Genomic DNA, 13,630 nt, shown 5'->3' on the forward strand with positions numbered 1-13,630 from the left:
GATATCAGGTGTCCACCACATGGGGGTCAGGTCCTTGATCGCAAGAGTTTAGAAGGAAAAACCTTTGAACAACCACAAACAAGGGAACGCTCTCGTAATCACCGAGATTCGGGTATCATTACCATCTTGCAAGAACTCCTCGGGCCCAAGGAGATCAGCATCGACGATGACTTCTTCACCATCGGTGCCGACTCGCTCACGGCCGTGCGGCTTACTAACTCGATTCGTCGAGAAATGTCAGTAGAGATCTCCATACGTGACGTATTCAACCATCCAACGGTCCGAGAATTGTCCGACCTGATCGCCGACATCGTCGGCAGCGACGTAGAAGAAGGCGAAATTTAGAGTTCATGCCACACCTGTTTCACTCACCTGACAAGCCACTTGCCCCCAACCCAGTGCTACGCACAAGCAGCCTAATCTGAAAGGAAACATCATGCCCAGTACTCCCCACACCACCCCGAAAGATGCAAAAGCAGGACGGCTGAACATCACCGACCTGATGAACATCGGCATCTTCTTCGTCATCAACTTGGTAGCCGGCGTGGTCATCGCCTTCATCGGCATCACCCCCATCACCTACGTGATGATCACCAGCGTTCAGGCCCTCATCCTGGGCATCCCGATGATGCTGTTCTTGGCCAAGGTGCACAAGCCCGGCATGGTCTTCATATTCCTTCTTCTCAGCGGCCTCGCCAGCCTGCTGCTTGGTTTAGGCATATGGCCACTGCTGCTCAGCTTGGTCATGGCCGTGTTTGCCGAGTTAATCTTGCGCGCCGGCAAGTATACGAGCGCAATACACAGTGTGATCGCCTATGCCTTTATAGCAGTGTCACCCACCGCATCATATATTCCGCTTTTCTTCACCACTCGGCGCTACATAGAGAGCAGCGGCATGCAGACCAAATATGGTGCTAGTTTCGCGGATGGCCTCACCTCTATTGGCCAGATGACTTGGCTATTCCTCATCATTGTGATAGTAACCTTCGTCTGCGGGATCCTCGGCGGGATCCTCGGCCGGCGCATCTTCACCAAGCACTTCCAGCGAGCAGGAATCGCCTGATGTCGCCCACTTTGCCCGGATCAGGCACGCACACAGCGGGACTCCATCTGGACCCACGCACCACGGTGCTGGTCATCCTCGTGGTGTCCTCGGTGCTCATCTCACCGGCCGGGTCCAGTGGGGCGCTGGGCAGCACCGCCCGGTGGATGCTCATTGCCGTTCCCGGGGCACTTTTCCTCGCCTCCGGCATGGTGGCCGCTGCACTGCGATACGCACTCACCTTCGCGGTGCTCGCCGGCTTTCCTGCGGTGGTGGTACAGGCCCTGCCCGAGCGCCACATCATCGTGGACGTGTGCGCTACGTGGTTCGCAGGGCTTTCGCTCATCCTCCCTGGCATCACGTGCTGCTGGTACCTACTACGCACCGTCTCGGCCAGCGAATTCATGGCCGCGATGCAGCGCATGCGGAGCCCCGACGCCCTGACCATCCCCACGTCCATCATGTTCCGGTTCTTCCCGACGATTCTCGAGGAATACCGCGATATCCGCACCGCCATGCAGATGCGTGGCATCTCGGGCCTGCGCAACCCGATCGCTATGCTCGAATACCGCTTTGTGCCACTGTTGGCGTCCGTTGTGAGCATCGGCAACGAGCTGGCTATGTCTGCAGTGACCCGCGGATTGGGCTCGCCTCGCCGACGAACCACGCTGTGCGAGATAGGCTTCCGCGTAGGCGACGCAATAGTCATAAGCGTGCTCGTCGTGTCCCTGATCCTACTACTGGTAAATATAGTGATGCTGCCGTGATAAAGCTGCACGATGTGTCACTATCCTATGGTCAAAACACAGCGGAGCCGGTGCTGCACCACGTAAATCTCACCGTGGCGAAGGGCGAACTAGTTCTAGTGTGTGGCGAATCAGGCTGCGGTAAGTCCAGCCTGCTACGCCTGATAAACGGCGTGGCGCACACGTTCTGCGACGCCCAGATTTCGGGGGAGGTGCTGCTGGACGACGAAGACATCACTCATGCCCACCCACACGACATCGCCGAACGCGTAGGCTCAGTGTTCCAAAACCCCAAGTCGCAATTTTTCACGCTGGAAGTAGCCAGCGAACTCGCCTTTGGCTGCGAAAACCTCGGCGTGGCGCCCAACGAGATTCGACAGCGTATTGGGGAACTTTCCGCAGATTTCGGCATGGTTCATCTCCTCGACCGGCACCTGTTCACACTTTCCGGCGGCCAGAAACAAAAAATAGCATGCGCTTCAGTGGCCGCGATGCACCCACAGGTACTACTACTAGACGAACCATCATCAAATCTCGACCTCGCCGCCGTCGATGAGCTGCGCCGCATCGTCGCGCAGTGGAAGACACAGGGCCGCACCGTCCTGATCGCTGAGCATCGGCTTTCCTACCTAGTTGACATCGTGGACCGAGTGCTGGTTATGCAGGACGGGCAGATCGCTCATGATCTCAGCGGCTCGGAGTTTCGCACCCTAGACAAGGCCGAACTGTACCGCATGGGCTTGCGCTCAGCGCAGCAGGTCCCCGAGGTGACCCGCGAGCCACGCCCTTCAAGTGGCACGATGGTGCTCAAAAAGCTACAGTTCACCTACCCCAAGGCTACAGAGCCATCCCTGAGCATCAGCCACACGGAGTTGCCGCAAGGACAAGTCATCGGCGTGGTAGGACGCAACGGGGCCGGAAAATCTACCTTTGTGCGCGTTCTGACTGGCCTGGAATCTAAGGCCACCGGCGTGGTGGACATCAATAACCGCTCGCTCTCGGGTCCCCGGCAGCGCCTGCGCCAGTCCTATTTAGTAATGCAGGACGTAAACCACCAGCTTTTCGGGGAGAGCGTGGAGTCCGACGTAATCATCGGCACCAGTGGACCGGATGGGAAAAACGAAGCGCGCCTTACCGAGGTGCTTGGTGCACTTGATCTCGCGGACAAGCGGGCCCGGCACCCGATGTCGCTTTCGGGCGGCGAACGCCAGCGCGTGGCCATCGCCTCAGCAGTCCTAAGTGAGCGCGAGGTAATCGTCTTCGATGAACCCACCAGCGGGCTGGACCTGTGCCGCATGCACCGGGTGGCCCACCTGCTAGACGCCCTAGCCCGGCAGGGCAAGACCGTTTTGGTAGTAACCCATGACATGGAGCTGGTGGCGCGGTGCTGCGATCTTCTCCTGCGCGTGGAAAAAGGCCGCCTTACCGCCTGCGAACCGTGCGATGATCTCGCACTGGCGCGCACGGTGCGGTATCTACGCGGCCGCGACAGCTAGTCCCTACAGCTTCCAGCTGGTGGCGTCGCTCTTTTCACCCCAGAAGCTGCGGTAGCGTGGGGAACTCTCCATGAGTTCCTCGTGGTTGCCGATAGACTCCACGGTGCCGGAGGGACTCATCATCACAATCTGGTCCGCGTCGCGGATGGTGTGCAGCCGGTGCGCAATGACGACGATGGTGCGCTCGGCAGAAAGCGTTTTCATACCGCGCATCACAAGGTGCTCATTCTGCACGTCTAGAGAGCTAGTCGCCTCATCAAGCAGCACGATCCGCGCGTCCTTCAGTAGCGCACGAGCGATGGAGACACGCTGACGCTCACCACCGGAGAGATTCTGCCCGCCCTCGCTAATCAGGGTGTCAAACCCCTGCGGCAGCTGCCGGGCAATCTCGGTGACACCGGCCAACTCCGCTGCGCGGAGCACCTCCTCCCGCGTTGCATTGTGGCAGCCCAGGCGGATGTTTTCATACAGTGTGTCCTCGAAGAGGTACACGTATTGGAACACCATAGCCAGCGAATCCAACACCGCCCGGGAGCCAAGATCGCGAATATCCACACCACCGATACGGATGGTCCCCTGGTCAACGTCATAGAAGCGTGCCGCAAGTTTTAGCAAGGTGCTCTTGCCGCAGCCGCTGGGACCCACCAACGCAGTAGTAGTTCCGGGCGCCACGCGGAAACTCACGTCGCGGACCACTGGGGTGTTGGGTTCGTAGCCAAAGCCCACCCCATCGAACTCGATGCCATAGTCGCGTGGCGCCGCCGGAACCGCAGGCTCCGGCAACACCCGCGCATCGAGGATCTTTTGGATCTCATCTAAGGTATTGCGCGCGGATTCCAAGCCCTCGCCGTAGGGTATGCCCGACATAGCAACGCGAGCCAGGATGAACACCAACACAATGACGCCAATGTAGGTGCCTGCTTCTAGCCAGTGGTTGAGAAGTAGCACGGTGGCCAGGGCATCAATGACCACGGTACCGACCATGATGATTAAAGCCAGACGACCCATGATCATCTCACCTGTCTTCTGGGTGTGCTGCTGGGCGCTAAGCTGCTCTCGAATCGAGGCGCGCACGGCGCGCTCCCCCAGCGAATCCGGCCCAGCCATGCGCAGCACCGGCTGCACCTGGGCGAACTCCAGCACCTCCGCGGCGCCGTGCTCGTTGCGCTCGCCCTTCTGGCGCTCTGCCACGCGGTACTGCCGCATTAGGCGGTTATAGGCGAACCACACCACGGCAGCCACTGCAACGGTAACCAGCCCCAGCCGCCAGTCCACGGCGATGAGAAACACGCAAGCCAAACCGGCCGAGGCAGCACCGTGCAGCATGGGCCGCAGCATCATTGCCGGCGCGTTAGCGGCAAACAGCGCACCGCTGGTGGCTACAACACCGATCTGGCCGGCGCGATCTTCTTCAAAATAGCCCAGGGGTAGCTGTGCCGTGCGATCGGCGATAAGCCGGTGGATGCGCAGCACGTAATCATGCCCCAGGTCCTGGGCAATAACCTCAGTGGGCCAGTCTGCGGCGGCGTAGACGAGGACGGAGATAATGATCCAGGGCAACCATGCTGCGGCCTGCGCGGGATCTTCGCTAAACAGCGTGTCCAAAAACAGTGCAATGAGGATAAGGCCAATGGCCAACGCCACCGCGGAAATCCCAATTAGCGTAAGGACCAGCACCAGACGGCGACGATCAGCCGGACTGCCCAGTGAATAGAGCGTGCGGATCATTATTTTTCCTCCCCTTGGATGCCCGCCTGCGCGGTTTGGTAGCGTGCCCACATCGTGGCGTAGCCCTTGCCTGCCGCCACTAACTCTTCGTGAGTGCCTGCTTCGGTGACCTCACCGTTTTCCAGCATGAGGATCCGGTCAGCGCCGGTGATCGTGTGGAGCCGGTGTGCGATAACTACTAGCGTGCGCCCGGCCACCAGCTCGGTAATGGCCCGCTGGATCGCGGCCTCGGAGTCCGGATCCGCAAAAGCGGTGGCCTCATCCAACACGAGGATCGGCGCGTCGAGCAAGATGGACCGGGCAATAGCCAGCCGCTGCTGCTCGCCACCGGAAAGCTGCGCGTCCTCTCCCACCACCGAGTCGTAGCCGCGCGGCAGATGGGTAATGCGCTCATGAATCTGGGCGGCGCGGGCGGCGCGAACCACGTCTGCGTCGGTGGCCTCCGGGTGAGCGAGGCGAATGTTATCCCGCACGCTCATCCGCATAAGGTAAGGGTCCTGGAAGACGAACCCTACCCTACGGTAGAGCTGGTCAGATCGGAGATCAGTACTAGGGACGCCACCAATGCGCACCGACCCCTCCGTGGGGTCTAATAGCCGGGGGATGAGCGCGGCTAACGTGGACTTCCCCGAGCCGGAAGGTCCCACCACCGCAGTGATGCTGCCGGCGGTAAGTTTTTGGTTAATGCCGGAAAGCACCGGGGTGTCCGGCACGTAGGAGAAGCTTAAATCTTTCAACTCAATTCCGGCGTTTGCAGGCTCCCTGCCGCCAGCAGCGGGCGGCAATACCGGGATGTTGAAGAACTCGGTGAGATCCGCCGCGGCAGCCTTCGCCTCCGAAAACATGATGTTAGTGCGCGAAAGCATAAGCAGAGGCGCGGCGATGTTGTTGATGAACAAAAACGCTGCCAGCACATCGGCCACTGGTACGCCCGCAGACGTGATGAGCCACGGGCTGGCCGCGGCTACCACCAGCAGGCCAAACCCGGTGGAGGTGAAGATCTTCATCAAAGCGGTGGGGTGTACGGTGGCGTGCAACCACTCGCGATAGAACCCACCAAAACTCCGGGAACGACTAAGGAAAATGCTCTCGTCGTAGCCTTCCGGAACAAACACCTTGATAACCGGGATGCCGCGCACCAACTCTACGACGGCGGCGTCTAGCTGCTTCTGGCTGGACTTAAATTTCTCCGCCTTTTCCTGAAACTCGCGCATCATAAACGGCATGGTGGCCACTGCCAACAGCAGTGGTACCAGGCCCAGCAGGCCTATCCGCCAGTCCACCACGAACATGTATCCCAGGCTCAATAGCGGTACGAGTACACCGGCCGAATAATCGTGCGGCGCGTGGGCGATGAGCTGGTGGATCTTGGTGACGTCGTCTTCGATGTAGGTTTTCACAGTCCCCGAAGGTGTCCGCGTAAACCAAGACAGCGGGAGCCTACCCAGCTTGGTAATCTGCTGCTGGCGTAAGTGCTCGCCCAAAAGGCCGTCGGCCTGGTGGCTTACCTGGAGGCTCTTCACGGTTGCCTGTCCATGTAGGACGGTGGCCACCATGAGCGCCGCGACTAGCAGCCACAGCTTTGACGCATCTATCGGCTCTCCCTGGAAGGACAGCATTACGGTGCGCACCATCTCAACCAGCACGATTACCGGCACCAGCGACAAAACCGCCGCCAGCACCGCCAATAGCAGCGACACCGTGATCTGCCGGTGGGCAGGTTGAGATATTTGCCTAAATGTAATGGGTGGTTTTTGTTCGGTCATCGGGGCCTCTTTACTTAACAGTCACAATCACGCATTGTTCCGCGCTAACCAGGCAGTGTTCCCAGTAATTCCCGCTAGAAAACCGGCAAGCAGGTCGAGGAACTCGGTTCCAGTATCGAGCGGGAAGAAATGCCCACCCGGCAGGACCTTCAGTTCAAAACTACCGCTGGTAAAATTTTCCCACCGGGAAAGCATCTCTGGGCTGACAGCTGGGTCGCTATCCCCCGCCAATGCCAGCACAGGAGAGCGAAGCACCGTGGTTGCATGGTGAAAGCCCTCGTGTAACACATAGTCGCGACGAATGTCAGCGAGCAGCAGCTTCATCACATCATCATTGGCAAGGATCTCAGGTGGTGTGCCACCTACCTTCTCAAACTCCCTGCGCAGCGCACCGAACCCCATTGACGAGTGGTATTCCCCAGGCACGGTTTCTCCGGGCGCCTGCCGTGCGGCCACCACCACGGCTTCCGGTATAGTGGGCCGATGCATCTGCTGCAGGCAGGCAGCAACCTGGTAGGCCAGCGCTGCCCCCATGGAGTGGCCGTACAACGCAATCGGCGCGCCCGCCGCCAGATCTACTATCTCGGTTGCGCACATATCGGCGAGCTTGTCAAAGTCGCTTACCCATTTCTCTCGGCGACGGGTTGCCTTTCCGGGAAGCTCCACCGGCACCACGTCAATGCTTGGGTTGACCCCCACCCATCCACGATAGACGGAAGCGCTGCCTCCTGCGTGATGGAAGCAAAACAAGAGGGTTCCAGTGCGATGTCCGGCCACAAACGGAAAGACTCCCTCGCAGCTGATTTCTGTCATTTTTCGCCTTTCGCTAGGTCGGACTGATTAAGCACGATTTCTACTGCTGCGACGGTACCCGGGTCTGTGGCAAGCAACTCGGGCATCCTGCGGGCTGCGGAGTCGTATGCTCCACTTACCAAATCGGCAATTCCGGCGGCCAGGGACTGGGCACTCAGTTCGCCTCGCTGGGCGTCAATATAGTTCGGCCCGGCACCGTTTCGACAAACTGCGTTGGCATGGAAGTGTTGGTCACCACCGAATGCAACCGCAAGGCACGGCTTGCCGGCGCGCAGGATCGCCCCGGTGGTGCCCAGTGAGCCGTGGCAGATGCCTGCACGGCACCACGGAAGCACAGTCGCGAACGGGACCCGGGCGACGGTGAGGATTCCTTCTCTCACACCAGGCTCATGATCGGGATCGACGATTATCGCCCGCAGACCATGCTCGATGCACGCGTCTCGAGTCCATCGTTGAAGGTCATAAACGCGATCTGAGACCATACTCCCAAAGCTTGCCAGAACCGGGGCCGAGCCGGCAGCCACAAACTCCTCGACTGCTGGGTCTAGGGCGAGTTCACTGTGGTGCGGGTCAAGCCACTCGCCAGTGACGTGAATGTGGTTTTTCCATTCCGGCGCCGGCGGACTCAACGCGGGACTGAATTGGTAGATCGTGGTTGGTGGAGAGGAGAGCGCTCGCTGACGCAGCCCCAACCTACGGCGCCATGCCGCTATCACTGGGCGCATCGCCCAAGCCATCAGAGTATTGGACATCCAGTGGGTGACCAGAGCTCCGACAGAGCCGTCCAGTTTTCGCGGATCCACGAGGCTGTAACGGAGGCAGGGTTCGGTAGGGAAAACCTGCACCCGAACGCTGGGGACTCCGCGTGCAGCCCCTAACAACCGAGCAACTTCACTGAATTGGGTGTACATGACCACGTCAACGCCATCCATGGCATGCTCTAACACATCGAAAACGTGGGCGTCAGATATCATCTCACGGATACCTAAGACAGTGTCCATCATGCCTTTACTATCGCCCAAAAGGCGCTTCATTAACGCCCGGTAATCACCGGGTAACTCGATGTAGTCCACCCCGTTCGCACGAAAACTCCCGCCGAATTCGCTAAACCCAGCCAAAACAAACTGGTGGCCACGATCTCGAAGTGCGACACCAAGGTGCGCAAATGGCAGCATATCACCCTCAGAACCCAGGACGACCGCGAGAACTTTCACAGCCGTCTCAATCCGTAATCCAACTAGGCCACTCAGGAACCCAAGACTCCCCCATGAGCTTATCTTCCGGGCCAATATCACGAATGACTCGGCACGGATTACCGGCTGCGAGTACCATGGGCGGAATATCTCTTGTCACAACACTGCCAGCACCAATTACTGCACCATGCCCAATCGTGACACCCGCAGTTACCGTGCAATTGCCACCAAGCCACACATGGTCTTGTATGGTGATCGCACCCCCGGTACACACCATGTATTGCCGCTCTACGGGGTCTAAGGCGTGATTGCCAGCAAAGAAGGAACACCATGGACCAACCATGACCTCATTGCCAAATGTCACCGGGGTCATATCAAGTACCGTCGTTCCTCGATTGAAGGTCACGCCATCTCCGACCTTGATTTTCGAGCCATATTGGACATGAAATGGCAGGAAAACCATTAAGCGCTCCCCCAGTTCACCAAGCAGGTCTGCCATCACTGCCTGCTTCTCCGCTGTTTGAAGTGGACGAAGCTGGTTGAGATCGTGACACTTCTCCGCCGCCTCCATCATCTCGTAATAGAGATCCGGGTCCTCAATAGGGCGGAAGGGCTGACCGCAGAGAATCTTATCTTCGATTTGCTCTCGAGAATCCATGGATACTCCTTTGTGCTTGAGAGGCGCGAGCCACAATACGAATTACGGTCAGCCACGCGGTTTGACCCTGACTAGTCGGAATACCCAGATTCTTAGCTCAAACTTGGTAGCTTACAGGCCTTCGACTTAATTGTCAGGCATGCCATGCCTAATTATGGTATGCTCAACTTTGCAGCAACCTGCAGCGTCGCCGCCGATCAGCCGACCTGTGCAGCCCTCTCCTGCGGGGCGCTGTGCACGACCCGGTGCCGCTAGACATACATCATTTTCTAAGGATTAGTTGGCACTACCCCAGGCGCTTGCTCCGTGGACCACAATCCATCGTTCGCGGGCAATAATCGGTTTTCCTTCTGCGGTAGGAGAATCGGTGCGCCGTCTAATAGACCGTTGACGTATATCCAGGGATGAATCATGAAAGAAAACCCCACCACGGCAACCGCTAGCGGTGACCCCAGCGCCACCGCAGTCCCCTCAACCAGCGCCCACGCAAAAGGCCGCGACCTGGTGCTTGATGTCCAAGATCTGCGATGTAGCCTGGGAAAAGTCAAGAAGCGAACGGAAATCCTGCGCGGTGTGACCCTCGCCATTCCGCGCGGGGGCATCCTCGCCGTCCTAGGCGCCAATGGTGCCGGCAAGACAACCTTGGTCAATGTCCTTTCCACGCTGCTGCCCGCCACGGGCGGAACCGCCATCATCGATGGCCACAACTTAGCCACGGATCCTTCCAAGGTGCGCGCTTCCATCGCGCTGACCGGGCAATACGCCGCAGTGGATGAGGAGCTTACCGGCAAGGAAAACCTCATCTTCTTTGGCCGCCTGGTAGGGCTTAAAGCTAGCGATGCGAAGGCCCGCGCCGCGGAACTTCTTGAGCGCTTCGATCTGGTTGGCGCCGCCGACCGCCTGGTTTCGGCATACTCGGGCGGCATGCGCCGGCGGTTAGATATCGCCGCCTCCCTCACTGTCCCGCCCGCGCTGCTGTTCCTCGACGAGCCGACCACGGGCCTCGACCCCGCCGCGCGCAGCTCCGTGTGGGATACCGTCCGCGGGCTGGCGGCCGACGGCACCTCGATCCTGCTTACTACCCAATACCTGGAAGAAGCTGACCAGCTCGCAGACCGCGTCGCCGTGCTCGCCGGAGGCAAGGTGCTCGACGAAGGCACCCCCGCCGAGCTCAAGGACCGCTATGGCACCACGGTGTGCCTCATCACGATGTCTAGCCCGGACGATGCCGCACGCCTCACCCACACCTTGCAAGAACACCGCATCGACTGCCGCCAAGAGGACACCGTATTGCGCGTCGATGCGCCCGATGGCCACCGCACCCTAGTCCGGGCGCTGGCCTTGTGGGATGGCGACGACACCTCGGTCGCGGACGTCTCCTTGGTTCCGCCCTCCTTGGACGATGTCTACTTCGCTATCGCCGGGTCCGGCGACATCGCGCAGCAGGCTCCCCACACCGGTGGAGGCTCCCAGTGAACGCGCTCGGAGCAGTCGCTGCCTCGTGGCACCGCAATGTCCTGCGCACCGTCCGCAACAAGGCCGTAATGGTTTCCGCCGTGGCAATACCCAGCCTGTTCATGGTCATCTTTTACGCCACCTTCGCCAAGGCTTCGACGGAACTCGGCATCGATTACGCCGCCTTCCTCCTGCCCGCCGGCGTTATTCAGGCGATTGTGTTCGCCGCCGGGGGCTCCTCCTTGGCGATTACGCGTGACGCCGAAAACGGCATCCACGACCGCATCCGCGCCACCGGGACGCCCGCCTGGGCCACGGTCGTCGGCCGGCTGCTGGCAGATCTCACCCGCGCCGCGTGGTCGTGCAGCATCGTCGTCCTCACCACGATCCTGCTCGGTGCCCGCTACGCTGCCGGACCGGGTCGTATTATCCTTACCATCGCCCTTTTCGCCGCCCTCACCATCATCCTCTCCGCGTTTATCGATGGCTCCTGCCTGTTGGCCCCCAAGCCCACCTCGGCGTCCTTGCTCTTCCAAAACCTCGTGCTGGTCATGGTGATGTTCTCCACCGCATTCGTGCCTGCGGATGCGCTGCCCGGCGGCATTGGCCCCATCATCCGGCACGTACCGCTATCTCCCATCTTGGACACCGCCCGCAACCTACTAGGTGGCGCTGCCCTGGGGGCGCGCGGAGTCGAAGCACTGTGCTGGCTCATCGCCATGACCGTCGTTGGCGTATGGGGCTTTATCACCGCTTTCCAGGGGAGGAAACATGACTAACCACACCACCGCCACCGTGTCGCACGACACCACCTGGCTGTCCACTGTCGCCACGCATTTTGGAAGGCACCTGCGCGCCGCCCGCCGCGATAGCGCGGTAATTACCAATACCGTGGCTGGTCCCGTTTTGATGTTCCTGGTCATGCGGTGGCTGTTTGGCGACCTCATGGCGGCCTCGCAAGGCTCTGCCACGCTCGACGCGTTACCGCTTACCATCGCGCTCATCCTTTCCAGCGAACTGATGAATGGCACCTCCGCCGCCGCGCAGATAATTAAGGAACGCCAACGCGGTATCACCACCCGCATCGCGACCACGCGCTACGGCACCAGCCCGGAGATCTTCGGCCGCTGGTGTTTCGATTCCTTACGCAGCCTTATCTCCGGCTGCGCGGTGCTGCTGGCTTCCGTGGCTTCTGGCCTGCGTATTCACACGCTGGCCGGGTTTGGCTGGGTGCTGTTAGTCATCATCTTCGGCGCGGTGGTGGCCGCCTCGCTATCGGCCATGGTGGGCGCGATGTGCGCCACCCCGGAGGCCGCCATTGGCCCGGCCCCCATCATCATGGCGGCCATGGCACTTAACGGCGGCCTCGTGCCCGTGGAGCAATTCGCTGGTGTGGTTCAACCCATCGCCCGGTGGAATCCGCTTACCTTCGCCGCCCGCGCCGGCGCCGCCATCGACGGCACGCCAAGCGCCGAAATCCTTGCCACCGGCCAGCCCGGCACCGCAGTCTGGGCTTTCGTGGCCTGGATGGTAGCACTCACCGTAGTGCTGCTAGCCGCCGCAGCTGCGTTCCGCCGCCCCACCATGTCGTAAATAGCGCCGGTTAGCGCGACAGTGCTACTTGTCGCGCGGCGGCGTCCCCAGCGGCGCGGTAGCGCTACTTGCCGCGCAGGGCGCGCCGCCGCGATAAAGAGCTGCGAATCTTTACCCGCGGCCGCGCTAAGGCGGGTAGTGTCGCCGCCGGTTACCGGCAACCAGGCGGCCTCGCCCGGGGCTAGCTCCAGGTCGTTTACCGTGACCACACCAGAAGTAGCCAGGGCGATGGCCGGTCCGGGAAGCTGCGTGGAAACCGTGGTGCCGGCGGGCAAATCGTAGCGGGTCACCGCAAACTCCTGCACCGGCAGCGGGTACTCTACTACCGTCGCGGTGTTGGGCGCGGCATCGGCAACAGCGGCGCTCTCCGCGCCTGCACCATCGCCCAGGGAGGTGTTCCTATATAGTTTGTCAATTCCGTGGGTGAGTTTGTTGGGGGGGGGTGTGAAGGGTTTCTGCTTTTCCTTGTGGATGTTGTTTTCGGGCACGGTGAGGAGCCGATTGGGCTTGCTGTGCAATCGGCTTGAGGTGAGGGTCTGTTGGTTCTAGGCTGCTGCGGCCTCCTGGACTGTGGAGATGTCTCGGTAGAGCTCGCCGTTTCGCATCATGGCGAAGAGAACGTTGAGGCGCCGGCGTGCGAGTGCGACGACTGCGGCGTTGTGTCTTTTGCCTTCTTTGCGTTTTCGTTCATAGAATTGCCGGGAACGCTCGTGGAATCTGATCGATGCAAAAGACGATTGCCATAGGGCGTTCTTTAATTTTTTGTTGCCAGCCCGGTTAGGCGAATTCGACATGATAGACGTTCCTGACTGATTCGTCCGCGGTGATAGCCCTGCATAGGATGCTAGGTGCGCTGCATCGGGGAAGTCGGACATATCGCCAACAGTCATGAGGATCTGCGCTGCGCTACGCGGGCCGATACCAGGCATGGATAAAAGAATCTCGGTCTGCGGAATGTCCTGAATCAGCTTGAGTACCTGCGCTTCGATTTCTTTACGATGCTCGAGTTTGGTTAGTGCATCTGTGGCGGACATTGCTACGCCAAGTTCGGCGTATTCTGCGCCGGCAATGGATACGGTCTGTTCGTGGATGGCAGCAAGCATGGAGCCCGACCCCCGGAAAGTGGACACATCGGGGGCT

General features: G+C 60.1%; 13 protein-coding genes. 7 read left to right on the forward strand and 6 right to left on the reverse strand.

Features of this window, described 5'->3' with window-relative positions:
• The 4 genes from HMPREF2849_RS07235 to HMPREF2849_RS07250 all read left to right on the forward strand — a co-directional run.
• A partial coding sequence (locus tag HMPREF2849_RS07235) for an acyl carrier protein (protein WP_141747112.1) occupies positions 1-345 on the forward strand: 345 nt, incomplete at its 5' end.
• Between the two features lie 91 nt (positions 346-436).
• A complete protein-coding gene (locus tag HMPREF2849_RS07240; RefSeq protein WP_014307391.1) occupies positions 437-1,063 on the forward strand; it encodes an MptD family putative ECF transporter S component in 627 nt (208 codons plus the stop codon).
• Positions 1,064-1,074: 11 nt separating this feature from the next.
• Positions 1,075-1,809: an energy-coupling factor transporter transmembrane component T gene (locus HMPREF2849_RS07245; RefSeq protein WP_246815128.1), complete on the forward strand. Its 735-nt coding sequence runs from the start codon at positions 1,075-1,077 to the stop codon at positions 1,807-1,809.
• Between the two features lie 14 nt (positions 1,810-1,823).
• Positions 1,824-3,284 (forward strand): ABC transporter ATP-binding protein, encoded by a 1,461-nt coding sequence (locus tag HMPREF2849_RS07250; RefSeq protein ID WP_227917020.1) that lies wholly within the window; start codon positions 1,824-1,826, stop codon positions 3,282-3,284.
• Positions 3,285-3,287: 3 nt separating this feature from the next.
• Here the strand turns inward: HMPREF2849_RS07250 and HMPREF2849_RS07255 are convergent, their stop codons facing one another.
• From HMPREF2849_RS07255 to HMPREF2849_RS07275, 5 genes are all read right to left on the reverse strand, one after another.
• Positions 3,288-5,012 carry an ABC transporter ATP-binding protein gene (locus HMPREF2849_RS07255; RefSeq protein WP_014303363.1) on the reverse strand — a complete coding sequence of 575 codons (1,725 nt, stop codon included), beginning with the start codon at positions 5,010-5,012 and terminating at the stop codon, positions 3,288-3,290.
• The gene (locus tag HMPREF2849_RS07260) at positions 5,012-6,712 is read right to left on the reverse strand and encodes an ABC transporter ATP-binding protein (protein ID WP_246818339.1); all 1,701 of its coding nucleotides are present in this window, start codon (positions 6,710-6,712) and stop codon (positions 5,012-5,014) included. The genes HMPREF2849_RS07255 and HMPREF2849_RS07260 overlap by 1 nt, the downstream gene beginning before the upstream one ends.
• A 93-nt stretch (positions 6,713-6,805) precedes the next feature.
• The gene (locus HMPREF2849_RS07265; RefSeq protein ID WP_023018093.1) at positions 6,806-7,591 is read right to left on the reverse strand and encodes a thioesterase II family protein; all 786 of its coding nucleotides are present in this window, start codon (positions 7,589-7,591) and stop codon (positions 6,806-6,808) included.
• Complete coding sequence (locus HMPREF2849_RS07270) at positions 7,588-8,595, reverse strand: glycosyltransferase (RefSeq protein ID WP_224784049.1); 1,008 nt, start codon at positions 8,593-8,595, stop codon at positions 7,588-7,590. The genes HMPREF2849_RS07265 and HMPREF2849_RS07270 overlap by 4 nt, the downstream gene beginning before the upstream one ends.
• 217 nt (positions 8,596-8,812) lie before the next feature.
• Positions 8,813-9,442 (reverse strand): sugar O-acetyltransferase, encoded by a 630-nt coding sequence (locus tag HMPREF2849_RS07275; RefSeq protein ID WP_070439487.1) that lies wholly within the window; start codon positions 9,440-9,442, stop codon positions 8,813-8,815.
• Positions 9,443-9,853: 411 nt separating this feature from the next.
• On the opposite strand from HMPREF2849_RS07275, the gene HMPREF2849_RS07280 reads away from it, so the two are divergent.
• Genes HMPREF2849_RS07280 through HMPREF2849_RS07290 form a run of 3 tightly spaced genes read left to right on the forward strand, consistent with a single transcriptional unit; the run spans position 9,854 to position 12,490 of the window.
• Positions 9,854-10,918 (forward strand): ATP-binding cassette domain-containing protein, encoded by a 1,065-nt coding sequence (locus tag HMPREF2849_RS07280; RefSeq protein WP_070862818.1) that lies wholly within the window; start codon positions 9,854-9,856, stop codon positions 10,916-10,918.
• Positions 10,915-11,676 carry an ABC transporter permease gene (locus HMPREF2849_RS07285; RefSeq protein WP_014303357.1) on the forward strand — a complete coding sequence of 254 codons (762 nt, stop codon included), beginning with the start codon at positions 10,915-10,917 and terminating at the stop codon, positions 11,674-11,676. The genes HMPREF2849_RS07280 and HMPREF2849_RS07285 overlap by 4 nt, the downstream gene beginning before the upstream one ends.
• Positions 11,669-12,490, forward strand: coding sequence for an ABC transporter permease (locus HMPREF2849_RS07290; RefSeq protein WP_014303356.1), 822 nt, complete (start codon positions 11,669-11,671; stop codon positions 12,488-12,490). Before HMPREF2849_RS07285 ends, HMPREF2849_RS07290 begins: the two co-directional genes overlap by 8 nt.
• A gap of 545 nt (positions 12,491-13,035) precedes the next feature.
• Here HMPREF2849_RS07290 and HMPREF2849_RS07295 read toward each other — a convergent pair.
• Positions 13,036-13,630: transposase (locus HMPREF2849_RS07295; protein WP_141764552.1), on the reverse strand; the 595-nt coding region annotated here is incomplete at its 5' end.

Origin of the sequence: Corynebacterium sp. HMSC073B01, from assembly GCF_001838255.1 — a bacterium.
Classification (GTDB): domain Bacteria; phylum Actinomycetota; class Actinomycetes; order Mycobacteriales; family Mycobacteriaceae; genus Corynebacterium; species Corynebacterium jeikeium_D.

Excerpts from the sequence above, each read along its gene's own strand:
- HMPREF2849_RS07240 (WP_014307391.1), top strand. The coding sequence starts at position 437 with ATGCCCAGTACTCCCCACACCACCCCGAAAGATGCAAAAGCAGGACGG.
- HMPREF2849_RS07275 (WP_070439487.1), bottom strand. The coding sequence starts at position 9,442 with ATGGATTCTCGAGAGCAAATCGAAGATAAGATTCTCTGCGGTCAGCCC.
- HMPREF2849_RS07290 (WP_014303356.1), top strand. The coding sequence starts at position 11,669 with ATGACTAACCACACCACCGCCACCGTGTCGCACGACACCACCTGGCTG.
- HMPREF2849_RS07265 (WP_023018093.1), bottom strand. The coding sequence starts at position 7,591 with ATGACAGAAATCAGCTGCGAGGGAGTCTTTCCGTTTGTGGCCGGACAT.
- HMPREF2849_RS07280 (WP_070862818.1), top strand. The coding sequence starts at position 9,854 with ATGAAAGAAAACCCCACCACGGCAACCGCTAGCGGTGACCCCAGCGCC.
- HMPREF2849_RS07270 (WP_224784049.1), bottom strand. The coding sequence starts at position 8,595 with ATGATGGACACTGTCTTAGGTATCCGTGAGATGATATCTGACGCCCAC.
- HMPREF2849_RS07255 (WP_014303363.1), bottom strand. The coding sequence starts at position 5,012 with ATGATCCGCACGCTCTATTCACTGGGCAGTCCGGCTGATCGTCGCCGT.